The organism is Rhizobium viscosum, assembly GCF_014873945.1.
Taxonomy (GTDB): domain Bacteria; phylum Pseudomonadota; class Alphaproteobacteria; order Rhizobiales; family Rhizobiaceae; genus Rhizobium; species Rhizobium viscosum.
Window position 1 is genome coordinate 4,222,811 of sequence record NZ_JADBEC010000001.1, and the last position, 14,520, is coordinate 4,237,330.

At 62.6% G+C, this 14,520-nt stretch carries 13 protein-coding genes and 1 pseudogene; 8 read left to right on the forward strand and 6 right to left on the reverse strand.

Annotation, left to right across the window (positions count from 1 at the left end; all coding sequences use genetic code 11):
- The first annotated feature begins 57 nt into the window (after window positions 1–57).
- From H4W29_RS20915 to H4W29_RS20925, 3 genes are all read left to right on the forward strand, one after another.
- Window positions 58–804 (forward strand): SDR family oxidoreductase, encoded by a 747-nt coding sequence (locus H4W29_RS20915; RefSeq protein ID WP_192730628.1) that lies wholly within the window; start codon window positions 58–60, stop codon window positions 802–804.
- Between the two features lie 151 nt (window positions 805–955).
- Window positions 956–1,333 (forward strand): cytochrome c-type biogenesis protein, encoded by a 378-nt coding sequence (locus H4W29_RS20920; protein WP_192730629.1) that lies wholly within the window; start codon window positions 956–958, stop codon window positions 1,331–1,333.
- 91 nt (window positions 1,334–1,424) lie between these two features.
- Window positions 1,425–1,817: a hypothetical protein gene (locus H4W29_RS20925; protein WP_192730630.1), complete on the forward strand. Its 393-nt coding sequence runs from the start codon at window positions 1,425–1,427 to the stop codon at window positions 1,815–1,817.
- 27 nt (window positions 1,818–1,844) lie between these two features.
- Here H4W29_RS20925 and H4W29_RS20930 read toward each other — a convergent pair whose 3' ends face one another.
- The 4 genes from H4W29_RS20930 to H4W29_RS20945 all read right to left on the reverse strand — a co-directional run bounded on the left by H4W29_RS20930 (window position 1,845) and on the right by H4W29_RS20945 (window position 8,087).
- Window positions 1,845–2,642, reverse strand: a complete 798-nt coding sequence (locus H4W29_RS20930; RefSeq protein ID WP_192730631.1) for a class I SAM-dependent methyltransferase — start codon at window positions 2,640–2,642, stop codon at window positions 1,845–1,847.
- A gap of 374 nt (window positions 2,643–3,016) precedes the next feature.
- Window positions 3,017–6,175 carry a multidrug efflux RND transporter permease subunit gene (locus tag H4W29_RS20935; RefSeq protein WP_192730632.1) on the reverse strand — a complete coding sequence of 1,053 codons (3,159 nt, stop codon included), beginning with the start codon at window positions 6,173–6,175 and terminating at the stop codon, window positions 3,017–3,019.
- Window positions 6,176–6,181: 6 nt separating this feature from the next.
- A complete protein-coding gene (locus tag H4W29_RS20940) occupies window positions 6,182–7,381 on the reverse strand; it encodes an efflux RND transporter periplasmic adaptor subunit (RefSeq protein ID WP_192730633.1) in 1,200 nt (399 codons plus the stop codon).
- 136 nt (window positions 7,382–7,517) lie between these two features.
- Entirely contained in the window at window positions 7,518–8,087 is a 570-nt protein-coding gene (locus tag H4W29_RS20945) for a TetR/AcrR family transcriptional regulator (RefSeq protein ID WP_192730634.1), read from the reverse strand.
- A gap of 146 nt (window positions 8,088–8,233) precedes the next feature.
- Between H4W29_RS20945 and H4W29_RS20950 the strand changes: the two genes are divergently transcribed.
- Entirely contained in the window at window positions 8,234–9,082 is an 849-nt protein-coding gene (locus H4W29_RS20950; RefSeq protein WP_192730635.1) for a hypothetical protein, read from the forward strand.
- An 86-nt stretch (window positions 9,083–9,168) separates the two neighbouring features.
- Here the strand turns inward: H4W29_RS20950 and H4W29_RS20955 are convergent.
- Window positions 9,169–9,378, reverse strand: a pseudogene (locus H4W29_RS20955) (adenylate/guanylate cyclase domain-containing protein); the annotation flags it as partial.
- Between the two features lie 132 nt (window positions 9,379–9,510).
- Here H4W29_RS20955 and mctS point away from each other — a divergent pair.
- The 4 genes from mctS (at window position 9,511) to mctP (ending at window position 13,444) form a co-directional block, all read left to right on the forward strand.
- Window positions 9,511–10,881: a two-component system sensor histidine kinase MctS gene (gene mctS, locus H4W29_RS20960; protein WP_192730636.1), complete on the forward strand. Its 1,371-nt coding sequence runs from the start codon at window positions 9,511–9,513 to the stop codon at window positions 10,879–10,881.
- Between the two features lie 41 nt (window positions 10,882–10,922).
- A complete protein-coding gene (gene mctR / locus H4W29_RS20965) occupies window positions 10,923–11,570 on the forward strand; it encodes a two-component system response regulator MctR (protein ID WP_192730637.1) in 648 nt (215 codons plus the stop codon).
- A 205-nt stretch (window positions 11,571–11,775) separates the two neighbouring features.
- The gene (locus H4W29_RS20970; protein ID WP_192730638.1) at window positions 11,776–11,976 is read left to right on the forward strand and encodes a DUF3311 domain-containing protein; all 201 of its coding nucleotides are present in this window, start codon (window positions 11,776–11,778) and stop codon (window positions 11,974–11,976) included.
- Complete coding sequence (gene mctP, locus H4W29_RS20975; protein ID WP_192730639.1) at window positions 11,966–13,444, forward strand: monocarboxylate uptake permease MctP; 1,479 nt, start codon at window positions 11,966–11,968, stop codon at window positions 13,442–13,444. The genes H4W29_RS20970 and mctP overlap by 11 nt, the downstream gene beginning before the upstream one ends.
- Window positions 13,445–13,590: 146 nt before the next feature.
- Here mctP and H4W29_RS20980 read toward each other — a convergent pair whose 3' ends face one another.
- A complete protein-coding gene (locus tag H4W29_RS20980) occupies window positions 13,591–14,349 on the reverse strand; it encodes an adenylate/guanylate cyclase domain-containing protein (protein WP_192730640.1) in 759 nt (252 codons plus the stop codon).
- Window positions 14,350–14,520 lie beyond the last annotated feature (171 nt).

The following is a 14,520-nucleotide window of genomic DNA, read 5'->3' on the forward strand; positions in this document are numbered from 1 at the left end:
CTAACCTGTTCCCGTCGAAACCAGCCGTCTCAAGGGCGGCAACGAAAGGGAATGAACATGTCAATCCAAGGAAAAACTGCTCTCATTACCGGCGCGTCGAGCGGTATCGGCGCTGCCACGGCGCTCAAGCTTGCAGCCAATGGCGCCAAGGTTGGGCTTGCGGCGCGCCGCACCGAGCGGCTGGAAGAGCTCGTCTCGCAGATCGCCCAGGCGGGCGGGCAGGCGATCGCGCTGGAGATGGATGTCGTCGATGCCGCTTCCGTCGAGGCGGGTGTGGCGAAGCTCGCGCAAGCGTTCGGCAGCATCGATATCCTCTTCAACAATGCCGGCCTGATGCCGCTCTCGGATATCGAGGCGCTGAAGACGGAGGAATGGCACCGGATGGTGGACGTCAATATCAAGGGCGTGCTGAACACGACCGCCGCCGTGCTGCCGCCTATGATCGGCCAGAAATCCGGCCATATCGTCAACACCTCGTCGATTGCCGGCCGCAAGGTCTTTGCTGGCCTGACGGTCTATTGCGCGACAAAGCATGCGATCACCGCGCTCTCGGATGGCATGCGTATGGAGCTTGGCAAGAAGCACAATATCCGCGTGACCTGCGTGCAGCCGGGTGCGGTCGAGACCGAGCTTTACGACCAGATCTCCGATCCGGCGGCGCGCCAGCAGATGGAAGACCTGAAGACGCAGATGGAATTTCTCAAGGCGGAGGATATCGCCGAGACGGTGCTGTTTGCGGTGCAGTCGCCCAGGCATGTGGATATTGCCGAGGTGTTTGTGATGCCGACGCAGCAGGCCTGGTGAGGTTTGGGCGTATCCCGCGCCTTTGCACAAAGCCGATGTCGCGGGGTTCGCGGCATCGGCTGTGGATTACAGTGTATTGCGGATATTATTCTCGTAATATTTGTAGGAATTATTGTGCACCTTGTGCTTTGCCTTTTGGAGATTGAACTGAATGAGGACGACTGTACTTCTCTGTGCCGCCGCGATGGCGCTGGCCGGCTGCCAGACTCCGGCCCCGCAATCCGTTGCGGATTCGCAGCGTCCTCCGTCCAGCGAATTGAGACACAAGAATATTGATATTCTGCGTGGACGTATCAAGGCGGGGGATTTCTTAAAGGCCGAGATTTCTAGCGTGGTTCTGCTCAGACCGGAAGAGAAGATCTATGCCTATTGCACGCGGACCACGGAGCGCTCCAACCCGGACTGGTCGTATCTCGGGATCGCCCTGAAAAACGACATGATCATCGACGTCACGAAAAACGACTATCGCTGCCACGACAAGCGGTTGCGCTATTACGATTTTCCTGAGCTGCGGAACATGAAGTACTGACGGGGGAGGTACGGAATCCGGCCGCCTCGCCAGTCGGCAGATCATCCTCCGATGGCATTCGTTGCGGCTCTGGTGGCCTGTTGGGGGACGCATGAAGGACATCAATCTGCCGCAAGTCGATATTTTCCTGCTGGCCTACGCGGTGGGAATGCTCGTCGGGCATATTCCATTTCTTGCCGACGGTTCCGCGCTGCTCCTGATGGCCCTGAAAGTCGTTCTCTCAGTTCCGGTGTGTCTCTTTGTCTTCGTGATCTATGTGACGAACGCCGCTCGCATACACAGACGCCCGGTTTTCTGGTCCATTGTTCTGTTTCTTGTCGTGCTGTTTCTATCAGTGGTTCTGTCTCTGGCCTGGTTCCGGAACGAAGGTGAATTCAGGGCGTTTCTGATCGCCGCGTCCTTGGCTCTTCTCGTTCCATCTCTAGCGACATCGTGCCTGTGTTTCGCCTTCATGATCAGGCGACGTTTTCGTCAGATCGCCTGACGGATGAGCTCAGAGCCAACTCAGCCTTCAACCCACACCTCGCACCGCCCAGGCCACGCTCTCAAACGCGCGCGGCCCATCCTCCGACCTGCCATCCAGATAGGCCGCCCTCAGCGCTTCCCGTAGCCGCTCTCGTCTTGCCTCCGGCAGCGCCTCGAAAAACGCAGAAAACCGTCCCTGGCCGTATACCTTCGGCAGGTAGAAGTCTTCGAAATTGGCGTAGTCCATCATCATCGTCAGCCTCGCCTCGGCGACATCGGCGAAGCCCGCGCTTTCAAACAGCGCCCGCAACTCACCCTCGGCCGTCATCGGCCGCGGGCCTGATGGAATGCCGTTGCCTTCGGCTTCGGGTTCGATGGCGCGGATCGTGTTCCAGAAGAGGCGCCAGCTCGGCATGCCGTCATGGGACCAGACGGCGGCGGCAGCGGTGGCGCCCGGTTTGAGGACGCGGCGCATTTCGGAGATTGCCTCTTCGGCATTCGAGACGAAGTGGAGGACGAGCAGGGAATAGGCGGCGTCGAAGCTTTTGTCTTCATGGGGCAGGGCGCAGACGTCGCCTTTGCGGGCGCTTACCCTCGGGTCGTTGGTGCGGGCGCGCAGGGCAGCGACGAAATTTTCCTCGAAGTCGAGGGCTTCGATGGCGGTGAGTTCGGGGTGGGCGGCGAGCGCCAGCGTCAGGCTGCCGGTGCCGCAGCCGGCATCAAGGACGCGGCCGTGCGAGGGTACGCCGGCGAAGGCGAGGAAGGGGGCTGCGAGCTTGCGGCTCCAGCGGCCCATGCTGGCTTCATAGGCGTCGGCGCCCTTGGCGATGAAGGTGGATGGCATTGGGCTTCCCCGGCGGTTGTGCGTTTGGTGGGCGGATATAGGGCGAGTGGATGGGGCGTCTATTGTGAGGCCGGTTCGTTCGGCGTTTTCGCGCGTGGCACCCCCCTCTGTCCTGCCGGACATCTCCCCCACAGGTGGGGAGATTGGCTGGGGGCGCCGGTTTCCCCAAACAATAAACGTTGCAAACTGCATAACGTCCGCGATGTGCGAAGGTCGTGCCACTTGTCGATCTCCCCACCTGTGGGGGAGATGCCCGGCAGGGCAGAGGGGGGTGCCCCAAACACAGCCTGCAATTCATTTCACCTAGGCTCAAAAAAACAAAAACTCCCGGGCTCCTTTCGAAGCCCGGGAGGCATGACGCATCGGCCGGTAGGTCAGGAGTGGATGGCCGGTGCGGTTGGCGGGGCTTCTGTGGCAGGCGTCGTTTCCTCCTCGGCGACCGGCCGCCTCGTCCTCATCAGCTTCAGCACGAAGACGAAGAACGCCGGGACGAAGAAGATGGCCAGCACCGTCGCGGAGATCATGCCGCCGAGGACGCCGGTGCCGATGGCGTTCTGGCTGGCGGCACTCGGGCCGGTCGCGATCGCCAGCGGCACGACGCCGAGGGTGAAGGCGAGGGACGTCATGATGATCGGGCGGAAGCGGACGCGGGCGGCTTCTATTGCCGAATCCAGCAGGGATTTGCCTTCGGCATAATAATCCTTGGCGAATTCCACGATCAGGATGGCGTTCTTGGCGGACAGGCCGATGATCGCGATGAGACCCACCTTGAAATAGATGTCGTTGGGCATATCGCGCAGCATCACCGCCGCCACCGAGCCAATGACGCCCAAGGGCACCACGAGCATGACCGAGAGCGGGATCGACCAGCTTTCGTAGAGACCTGCCAGGAGCAGGAAGACGAAGAGGATCGACAGGCCGAAGAGGAAGGGCGCCTGGCTGCCGGAGGTGATTTCTTCCGCCGACTGGCCGGACCATTCGAAGCCGAAACCTTCCGGCAATTGCGAGGCCAGACGCTCCATTTCGGCGATCGCCGCGCCCGAGGACTGGCCGGGTGCCGGCGCACCGGAGATGCGCACGGTCGGATAGCCGTTGTAGCCGACGATCTGCGGCGCGCCCTTCTGCCATTGGGCAATGGCGAAGGAGGAGAGGGGCACCATGCCGCCGCTCGCATTGCGCACGTTGATCTTCATCACATCGTCGATCTGCAGGCGGGCGCGGTCATCCGCCTGGACGATGACGCGCTGCATGCGGCCGGTATTCGGGTAGTCGTTGATATAGGACGAGCCGAGATTGGCGGTGATGGCGTTGTTGATATCGGCAAAGGAGATGCCGAAGGTGTTGGCCTTTTCGCGGTCGATCACCATCAGCACCTGGGCTGCGTCAGGCATGCCTTCGACGCGCATTCCCGTCAGAACCGGGCTCTTGCCCGCCATCTGCATCAGCTGGCCGGCGGCCTCGACAAGCGCCGTCTGGCCCTTGCCGCCGCGGTCCTGCAGGCGGAAGGAGAAGCCGCCGGTGGCGCCGAAGCCTTCGATCGGCGGCGGCGAGAGCGCGAAGGTGGTGGCGTCCTTCAGGGCGAAGAGCTGGCCGTTCACACGGTTGGCGATTTCCTGCACGGTGTTGCCGGGGCCGCGGTCTGCCCAGTCCTTCAGCGTCACGAAGGCGAGGGCGGCATTGGCGCCGTTGCCCGAGAAGGAGAAGCCCTGGATCGCGACGATATTCTCGACGGCGGATTCGGAGCGGAAGATCTTTTCCACCTGCTTGATGGATTCGATCGTGCGGTTGGCGCTCGCCTCCGGCGGGCCCTGGATATCAACGATCATGTAGCCCTGGTCTTCGTCAGGCACGAAGGCCGTCGGCAGGTTGATGAAGAGATAGCCGAGGCCGACGACGAGGGCGAGATAGACGATCATCATGCGGCCGGCGCGCCGCGCCATGCCGGTGACGGTCGTCGAATAGCCCGCGGTGATGCGCTCGAAATTGCGGTTGAACCAGCCGCCGATGCCGCGCTTGTGGTGATGGCCCTGCTTGATCGGCTTCAGGAAGGTGGCGCAAAGGGCCGGCGTCAGCGACAGCGCCAGGAAGGCCGAGAACAGGATCGAGACGACCATGGTCAGCGAGAACTGGCGGTAGATGATGCCGGTCGAGCCGGGGAAGAAGGCCATGGGAATGAAGACGCAGGAGAGAACCAGCGTGATGCCCATGATGGCGCCGGTGATCTGGCTCATCGCCTTCTGTGCCGCCTTTTTGGGCGAGAGCCCTTCCTCGGCCATGATGCGCTCGACATTTTCGACGACGACGATCGCGTCATCGACGAGGATGCCGATCGCCAGCACCATGGCGAACATGGTCAAAACGTTGATGGAAAATCCGGTCGCATACATGACCGCGCAGGTGCCGAGCAACGCCACGGGTACCACGAGCGTCGGGATCACCGTGTAGCGGAAATTCTGCAGGAAGATGAACATGACCACGAAGACGAGGGCGACGGCCTCGACCAGCGTGTGGATGACCTTCTCGATCGAGGCCGAGACGAAGGGGCTGGTATCGTAGGGAACGGAATATTCGATGCCCGACGGGAAGAAGCGGGAAAGCTCCTTCATCTTCGCGTTGACGGCGTTGGAGACGGCCACCGCGTTACCGGTCGACGAGAGCTGGATGGCGATCGCGGCACTCGGCTGGCCGTTCAGGCGGCTCGTAAAATTATAGGATTCCGCACCCTGCTCGACGCGGGCGACATCCTTCAGCCGCACGGTGGAGCCATCGGCATTGGCGCGCAGGATGATCTCGCCGAATTGCTCCGGCGTCTGCAACTGGCCCTGCACGAGAACGGTCGCCGTCAGGTCCTGGGTGACCGGGTTCGGCGCGGCGCCGATCTGGCCGGCGGCCACCTGGGCGTTCTGGGCGGTGATGGCCGCGTTGATGTCATCGGTCGTCAGGTTCAGGCCGACCATCTTGTCCGGGTCGATCCAGACGCGTAGCGCGCGCTGGGCGGCAAAGAGCTGGGCGCGGCCGACGCCATCGATGCGGCGCAGCTCGCCGATGATGTTGCGGGTGATGTAATCGCCGAGCGCCACTTCATCGCGGTTGCCGTCCGTTGAGGTCAGCGCGATGAACATGAGGAAGCCGGAGCTCGCCTCCTCGACGGTGATGCCCTGCGAACGCACGGTCGCGGGCAGGCGGGCTTCAACGCGGCGGATGGCATTCTGCACGTCGACGGAGGCCTGGTCGATATCGGTGCCGGCGCGGAAGGTGGCGTTGATGCTGACCGAGCCTGAATTGTCCGAGGTCGATTCGAAATACATCAGGCCTTCGACGCCGTTCAGCTCATCCTCGATCTGGCGAGTGACACCCTGATAGATCTCCTGCGGGGAAGCGCCCGGATAGGAGGTGGAGATCGAAAGCTGCGGCGGGGCGACCTTCGGATATTGCGAGACCGGCAGGAAGGGGATCGCGATGATACCGGCAATCGAGATGAACAGCGCGAAGACCCAGGCCAGGATCGGCCTGCGAATGAAGAATTGTGCCATGAGACTTTACTCCGCCTTCGCAGGGGTGGCCGGGGCGTTTGCCCCCGCATCCGCCGTCGCATCCGGCTTCCAGGGTTCGGGCGCCACGGTCGCGCCGGGCTGTACCTTCTGCACGCCATCGGCAATGACCGTTTCACCGCTCTTGAGACCCGTTTCCACGACCCATTCGGAGCCGAGAACCTGGCCGAGGGTGACGGGGCGAAGCTCCGCCTTGTTGCCTTCGGCGAGCACATAGACCTGCGCCTGGCCGGCCTCGTTTCGCGTCACCGCCCGCTGCGGCACGGTCAGCGCATCCTGGCGCACGGCCTGTTCGATGCGCACGCGCACATACATGCCGGGCAGGAGATCGCCATGCTTGTTGGGGAATTCGGCGCGCAGCGTCACCTGTCCGGTATTGGGGTCGACATTGGCGCTGGCAAAGAGCAGCCGGCCGGGCTCGGCATAGAGGCTGCCATCGTCGAAGACGAGCTCGACGCGGGCTTCGCCGGGGGCGGCACTCTCCAGCTTGCCTTCGGCCACCGCCCGCTTGAGGTTCAGGAGATCCTGGGCGGACTGGGTGAAGTCGGCATAGACGGGGTCGATCTGCTGGATCAGCGCCAGGTTGGAGGTGCCGTCGGCAGTGACGAGCGCGCCTTCGGTGACGAGGGCTCCGCCGATGATGCCGGTAATGGGCGCGCGGACTTCGGTATAGTCGAGATTGATCTTGGCTTCGTCGAGGCCGGCTTCGGCGCTTGCCACATCCGCATCGGCCTGGGCGAGATTGACGGAGGCGGTATCGTAATCGATGCCGGTCGCGATGTTGCGTTCCTTCAGGTTCTGCTGGCGCTCCAGCTGCAGGCGGGCATTCTGCTGCGTGGCCTTGGCGCGCTGCAGCGTGGCTTCGGCAGAGGCGACGCGCACGCGGAAGAGGCGCGGATCGATGCGGTAGAGCACGTCGCCCTGCTTGACGAGTGTGCCCTGTTCGAAGACGCGCTCTTGCAGGATGCCGGAAACGCGGGCGCGCACTTCCGACACGCGGGTGGCGGCAATGCGGCCCGGCAGTTCGTTGACCACGGGCACGGCATGGGCCTTCATCTCGACCACGCCGACGGCTGCCGGCGGCATCTGCATGCCCTCTTGGGCGAGCGTCTGCCCGGCGGTGAGTACGAGAAGGGTTGTGGCTGCCATCATCGCCTTCAGGCGCGGCAGTCTGGTATTGCGCAACATCGATCCTATCCCTTTTTGGCCGCCCCGGCGGCTTGCTAGGTTATTGCTTTGGTTTCTTCATCTTCACGCAATTCCGGACGGAAAACCGTTTTGCGCTTTTCCTGGAACTGCTTAAGTTATTGTCGTTTAGAGCTTTTCAAGTCTTCGTTTGTGGAGGCTCGGTGAAGGTCGTGTAGACCTTGCGGATATCCTCGAGCAGTTCCTGCCGTTCCGGGCCGCTCCAGCGGTGGAAATCGAAGAGTTCGGTACAGTAGAAGCCGGTCAGCGTCAGATAGGCCATCAGCGCCGCCCGCGGTTTCGGCCCGGCGGCCATGGCCGCCAGATCGTCGACCACCCATCTGCGGATGATCTGCTGCAGATTTTCTTCGCTCGACATCGAAGCGCTGATCGCCATCGCGACGGCGCGGTCGGTATCGTCGAGCGTCTTGTCGGCCGAAGCAATGCGGCCGTAAAGCTCCGGGTGAGGGGTATCGGCAGCCGCCTTCACGCATTCCTGCATATGGGCGACATCGGCCCCGACGCGGCGGTCGACCAGCGCTTCCAGAAGCGCGCTCTTGGTCTTGTGGTCATAGACCACGCGCGACTTGCTGACGCCGGCTTCCTTCGCCACCGCATCGATCGAAAGCCCGGCCGCACCTGATCGTACGACGACGCGCTCGGCAGCGTCGAGAATATCGTCAGTGGTGATCTTGCGCGTTCGCGTCACGGATAGGGTTCCCGGTTTCATGGATAAAAATACGAACGTTCGGATTTAAATGCAAGCGCTTTTGTTTTTTACTCGCCTGCGTTGCCGGGCGTGGCTTTTCGCGTTTCTGCGCACTATGGTCTCGGCCGTGAACGCAGGGGGAACATATGCGAATCAATCCGGCCATGGCGTCGCGTTATGTCTGCATGGCCATTGCGGCGGCTGTCGTCCTTTTTCAATTGCTGTCATTTGCCCGGAACGGCGTTCATGCAAGCGATTGGGGATTGTACTTGGTCGTCGCCCTGGCGTTCTGGCTGGTGGGTGCGCCACCAAAGCCCGACGAGAATTCAGCAGCCAAAAACACACCGTCGCAGAGCCGGGCATCCAAGGGGTCGGTGTCCCGGAGATCCGCGCCTGATGCCAGCGTCTCACAGGATGTCCGCTCCCCGGAGATCCTTGATATTGAACGCAAGCTTCTCACCCTGAACGGCAAGGTTCTCTCTATGGAAATCATGTGGCGCGCTCGCAACATGATCCATGAGATCCCCAAGCCGTTCGATACTGAGGAAGGTTACGTAACGTCGACCGATGGCCCAAAACTGCTGGAATACAGCAGACTGAGGGAAAAGACATGGCTACTTTGCTTCGGTCTTGTCGCAATCCGCAGGGCCGGGACGGACCTCGACTACGTCAATAGTGAAGAATTTCTGGAAATGTGGCAGCAGACTTTCAACAGTATGACAGATGAGGCCGTATTCCCGCAGGCGGGACTGGGTTTCACCATCTATCCTGAAGAAATGGTGCATCGCTTTGTGTATGACCTGGACGCCGTCAAGCACTTCGTGATTGATGCAGCCAAGGCAGCAGGGCGGGGCGAGGCTGGTGGTGCAAAGCCTTTACTTGATTGGATCGGGGAACAGGGATTGGAGCTCTCCGAGCCGCAGTTGATCAGGAATGCTCTCAGGACGTTGGAAGAGTGGAAAGCCAATTCGCCTGCTTCTGCCTATCCGGAGTAGACATTCGCAAGCGATAAGAATGGATGGGGTAAGCCAGCAGGCATCCGCGCTCACCCCACCCGCAAAACCCGCGCCCCCACCGGCTGCTAGAGGCCCTTGAACAATAGCGGCCGCACTTGTGTGCCGCTCATCAGTTCCGGTGCCTGGAGCGTCGTTTCCCGCGAGACGAGGATTTCGCCGGGTGCCGCCTGCGATTCCAGCCTTACAGCCTGATTGACCACGCCGCCGATCACGGTGAAATTGCTGTGGAAGCTCGAAAATGCGCCGATCTGCACATCGCCGGCATGGATGCCGATGTCGAGCGGCTGGCCGGCGATCTTGTGGCGGAGGTAAAACTCCGTCACAACGACCAGGGACCACTAGGCCGCCGGCGGATGCCGCGTGCGGCGACCGGAGTCGCCGCCGGTCGAATGACGGGAAGGGTGTCAATGACGTTCAGATCGAAAATCCTGGTCCTCGCTGTCGGTCCCCTGATCGTGGTCACGCTGGCGGTCACCATGCTGCTCACCTGGCAATCGGCCAAGCTTGCGCGCAGCAATTCGGCCGCGTTCGAGGAAGCGATGCTGCGCTCGAAGGAAGGGGAGATCGCAAATCTCGTCAGTGTGGCCATGTCATCCATCCAATCTGTCTACGAGGGCGCGGGGGTGGATGACGCCGCCGCCAAGGAGCGCGTCGCTGCGATCCTGAATTCGCTCGATTACGGCAAGGACGGATATTTCTTCGTCTACGACTATGCCGGCAACAACGTCGTCCATCCCCGGCAGGCGTTCCGTAACGGCAGGAATTGGATGACGCTGGTGGACCCTGACGGCGACCGGGTCATCCGCGAGCTTATCGCCGCCGCCAGAAGCGGTGGCGGCTATCACCGCTACAAGTGGCAGAAACCCTCCACTGAGGCCGTCGCCGACAAGATTTCCTATGTGGTGGCGCTTCCCAAATGGGGCTGGGTGCTGGGCACGGGCGCCTATCTGGACGATGTCGCGGTCCAGACCTCGGCGGCCAACGCAGCGCTGCGCGAGCGCACGCGGCAGAGTTTCATCATCGTCGCGCTGTTTGCCGTACCGGCGGTGGTGATCGTCTTTTCGACTTGTCTCTATCTCACGCTCGACGAGCGCCGGATGGCCGACGGGGCGCTGAAGCAGCTGACGCAGCGCGTCATCGACACGCAGGAATCCGAGCGGACCAGGCTGGCGCGGGAGCTGCACGACGGCATCTCGCAGGACATGCTCGGCGTGCGCTTCGCGATGGAGCTTGCGGGGCGACATGCGGAAACGACGGAGCTGAAGGAGGCGATCGACGAAAGCGTCAAGGGGCTCAATGCCACGATCCGCGAGATCCGCGAAATCTCGCATGACCTGCGGCCGCGTGTCCTTGACGATATGGGGCTGGCTGCCGCCATCAAGAACCTGGCGGAGAAATTCTCGCTGCGCACCGGGCTGGCGCTGACGATGGACATGGAGACCTTCGTGGACGATCTTTCGCCCGACGCGCGCACGGCCCTTTTTCGCGTCACCCAGGAGGCGCTGAACAATGTAGAGCGGCATTCGAAGGCCACGGCGCTGGAAATCAGGCTATGGAGCGAGAACGGGCGCGCCAGGATGCAGATCGCCGATAACGGCCTCGGGCTGCCGTCCGGCTTCATCAGGCAAAACGAAGGGCTTGGCCTGCAGAACATCCGCGAGCGTGTTGCGCATTTCGGCGGGATCGTGATTATCGGCGGTACGGAAAAAGGCACGAGGCTGCAGGTAATGCTGCCGCGATCGGCTGCGCTGGCGGACGCTGCGACAAAAGCAGCTTGAGATGGCCGCTTGAAGCGGCCGTGTGAAAGGGGCGGACGAAGATGACGCCGATCACCGTATTCCTGGTCGACAACCATCCCGTCGTGGTCGACGGGCTGAGGAAGGTTCTCGACACATACGACAGCGTCAGCGTCGTTGGCGGCGCAAATGACGTGGCCGAGGCGCTGCCGCTCGTGCGGGCGCTGCGCCCGCGCGTCGTGCTTCTCGATATCAACATGCCGAAGACCAGCGGCATCGACGCCATAACGCTGATCAAGGCCGAGAGCCCGGAAAGCCGTATCGTCATGCTGTCGATGCACGACAGCCGCGAGTATATTTCGTCTTCGATCATGCGCGGTGCTGCGGGCTACGTGCTCAAGGAGGTACCGACCTCCGAGGTCGTGGAGGCGATCGTGACGGTGGCGGGCGGGCAGACCTATTTTTCCAGCGGCGTGAGGGATCTGCTGCTCAACACTGGTCCGCTGCCGACGGGCGAACGCCTGACCCGGCGCGAACACGAGGTGGCGCGGCTGGTGGCTGCGGGCAAGAGCAATCGCGAGATCGGCGACGAACTCGGAATCAGCGAGGCGACCGTCGAGACGCACCGCAAGCATCTCAAGCGCAAGCTCGGCGTCTCCACGACCGCTGATCTCGTGCGCTTCGTGCTGGAGCATCCCGATGCGCTGGCGGAGCTACCCACCAGTGGGTAGTCCGGCGCCAACATCCCCGCCGCGCGTCTTGAGGCGCGTGCGCTGCCTGTTCTAGCAAGGCTTGCGCACAGCGGAGGATCTGTGCCCAAGGGAGAAAAATCCGCCAGCCATACGACCCGCCGCGGCTTTGCTGCCGGGTCGGCCCAAGATCTTTCTCCGTCTGGCCGGGCAGGCGCCCGGGCGCTCAGGACGAGAGGATATCATCGTGAATCAGAAATCCACCGGGAAGGCGGCGCTCTGGCTGCTGCTCATTCCCTATATCGGCCTCCTTTGGGTGCCGTTCTACAATTTCCGCGAGCCCGAACTCTTCGGCTTTCCCTTCTTCTATTGGTATCAGCTGCTCTGGGTGCCGATCACCGCAGCCCTGATCTGGGTCGCCTACAGGAGCATGCGCGATGGGGAGTGACATCAACGTAACGGCGCTCTCCGTCTTCATCTTCTTCTTCGTCCTGGTCACGATCATGGGCTTCGTCGCCGCCCGCTGGCGCAAGCCCGAAACGCTTGCCCATATCGACGAATGGGGTCTCGGCGGCCGCTCGTTCGGCACCTGGATCACCTGGTTCCTCGTCGGCGGCGATTTCTACACCGCCTACACGGTCATCGCCGTGCCGGCGCTCGTCTACACGGTCGGCGCCTACGGTTTCTTCGCGCTGCCCTATACGATCATCGTCTATCCCTTCGTCTTCATGGTCATGCCGGTGCTGTGGAAGCGGGCGAAGGAGTTCGGCTATGTCACCGCTGCCGACGTCGTGCACGGCCAGTACGGTTCACGCGGGCTGGAATTGGCGGTCGCCGTCACCGGCGTCATCGCCACCATGCCCTATATCGCCCTCCAGCTCGTCGGCATGACGGCAGTGCTCAAGGCGCTCGGCCTGCATGGCGAACTGCCGCTCGCCATCGCCTTCATCGTGCTGGCGCTCTACACCTATTCCGCGGGCCTGCGCGCACCGGCGCTGATCGCCTTCGTCAAGGACATCATGATCTATATCGTGGTGATTGCCGCCGTGGCACTGATCCCCTCGAAGCTCGGCGGCTACGCCAATGTCTTCAATGCCGCCGATGCCGCCTTCCAGGCCAAGGGCTCGGGAAGCCTGCTGCTAGCCTCCAACCAGTATGTCGCCTATGCGACGCTGGCGCTGGGCTCGGCGCTTGCCGCCTTCATGTATCCGCATACGCTGACCGGCATCTTCGCCTCCAACAGCGGCAACACGATCCGCAAGAATGCGGTATTGCTGCCGGCCTATACGCTGCTGCTCGGCCTGCTGGCGCTGCTCGGCTACATGGGCCATGCCGCGCATCTGCAGCTGGACAGCGCCAACGACGTCGTCCCCGCGCTGTTCAAGACCCTGTTCTCCAGCTGGTTTGCAGGCTTTTCCTTCGCGGCGATCGCCATCGGCGCATTGGTGCCGGCTGCGGTCATGAGCATCGGTGCGGCCAATCTCTTCACTCGCAATTTCTGGAAGGCTTACGTCGATCCCGCCGTGTCTCCGGCGGGCGAGGCGAAGGTCGCAAAGATCACGTCGCTCATCGTCAAGATCGGTGCGCTGCTCGTGATCCTCTTCCTGCCGACGCAGTTTGCCCTCGACCTGCAATTGCTCGGCGGCATCTGGATCCTGCAGACGCTGCCGGCCCTGGTCTTCGGCCTCTATACCGGCTGGTTCCGCGCGCCGGGCCTGCTCGCCGGCTGGTTCGTCGGCTTCTTCGGCGGCACCTACCTCGTCTGGGACGCGGGCTGGAAGCCGCTGCACGCGGTGACCATCGGCGGTGCGAGTTTCACCGTCTATACCGGGCTTCTGGCCCTTGCGGCGAACATCGTCGTCGCGGCGGTTCTGAGCGCGGCGCTGGCGAAATCCGCAAGACCGCAGATCCAGTAACAATCCGGGCCGGCGGCGACCCAAATCCGCCGTCGGCGCCCGGCCACCCCGCTTGCGGGTGCGGCCGGGCAGTCCTGATGCGGGGGCCGGCATTGTTCCGCGTTCCCAGCGGGAGGCGGGCAGGGCATTCCAGGAGGCAACCGCGCTCACTCAGCCCGCAAAACCCGCGCCTCCACCGGCTGCTCGAAGCCCTTCAGCGATAACATCCGCACTTCGCTCCCGACCGTAAGCGCCGTCGCCTGACGGGCCGCATCGGCCGAGATCACGATCTCGCCCGGCCGCGCCTGCGATTCCAGTCTTGCTGCCTGGTTGACCACGCCGCCGATCGCCGTGAAATCGCTGTGGAAGCTTGAGAACTCGCCGATCTGGACATCGCCCGTATGGATGCCGACGCCGATGCCGAGCGGCTCGCTGACATCGATGCCGGCTAGCGCTTCGCTGCAGAAGCGCTGGATATCCCTGCCGGCCCGGATTGCGGCTGCGGCATGGTCTTCGCGCTTGATGGGAAAGTTGAAGATCGCCATCAGCCCATCGCCCATCTGTTTGTTGACGATGCCGTCGCTAGCCCAGATCGCCTCGGCCGCACGCGTCTGGAACAGGCTGACGATCTGGCTGAGTTCGACGGCGCCGATGCGTTCCGACAGGCCCGTATAGCCCCTGATATCGGCAAACAGGATGGTAGCGCCCGAGGTAATGTGGCGCTGCTTCTTCACATACTGGAATGAGCGCTCGCAGATCGTGCAGATATCGGGGTTCATCTTGCTTCTGGTGATGCCGAAGGCGCGCAGCGGCAGCGAGAGCGGGCCGCCGATCGGGATCGGCATATGCATCTGGTCCCAGCAGCCGCGGCAGATGCCTGCGCTGCCGGCTCTTGCCGGATGCCTGGTCGCTGTCGTCGTTGCCATCGGCGCAATCACCTCCTGGTGACGTCAGCTTCCGCCAGTCCGGCGCGTTTGGCAACAGTGAGCGATGCCGGTCATGCCATATCGGGCAGAACATTTCGGGCATCCGCCGCATGCAGCCGCTTTTCCGCAAGTTCGATGAAGGCGCGCACTAGCGGCGAGAGGTGTTTGCTG

Coding starts and splice junctions, on each gene's coding strand:
- H4W29_RS20915 (WP_192730628.1), top strand. CDS start 58: ATGTCAATCCAAGGAAAAACTGCTCTCATTACCGGCGCGTCGAGCGGT.
- H4W29_RS20920 (WP_192730629.1), top strand. CDS start 956: ATGAGGACGACTGTACTTCTCTGTGCCGCCGCGATGGCGCTGGCCGGC.
- H4W29_RS20925 (WP_192730630.1), top strand. CDS start 1,425: ATGAAGGACATCAATCTGCCGCAAGTCGATATTTTCCTGCTGGCCTAC.
- H4W29_RS20930 (WP_192730631.1), bottom strand. CDS start 2,642: ATGCCATCCACCTTCATCGCCAAGGGCGCCGACGCCTATGAAGCCAGC.
- H4W29_RS20935 (WP_192730632.1), bottom strand. CDS start 6,175: ATGGCACAATTCTTCATTCGCAGGCCGATCCTGGCCTGGGTCTTCGCG.
- H4W29_RS20940 (WP_192730633.1), bottom strand. CDS start 7,381: ATGTTGCGCAATACCAGACTGCCGCGCCTGAAGGCGATGATGGCAGCC.
- H4W29_RS20950 (WP_192730635.1), top strand. CDS start 8,234: ATGCGAATCAATCCGGCCATGGCGTCGCGTTATGTCTGCATGGCCATT.
- mctS (WP_192730636.1), top strand. CDS start 9,511: ATGACGTTCAGATCGAAAATCCTGGTCCTCGCTGTCGGTCCCCTGATC.
- mctR (WP_192730637.1), top strand. CDS start 10,923: ATGACGCCGATCACCGTATTCCTGGTCGACAACCATCCCGTCGTGGTC.
- mctP (WP_192730639.1), top strand. CDS start 11,966: ATGGGGAGTGACATCAACGTAACGGCGCTCTCCGTCTTCATCTTCTTC.
- H4W29_RS20980 (WP_192730640.1), bottom strand. CDS start 14,349: ATGGCAACGACGACAGCGACCAGGCATCCGGCAAGAGCCGGCAGCGCA.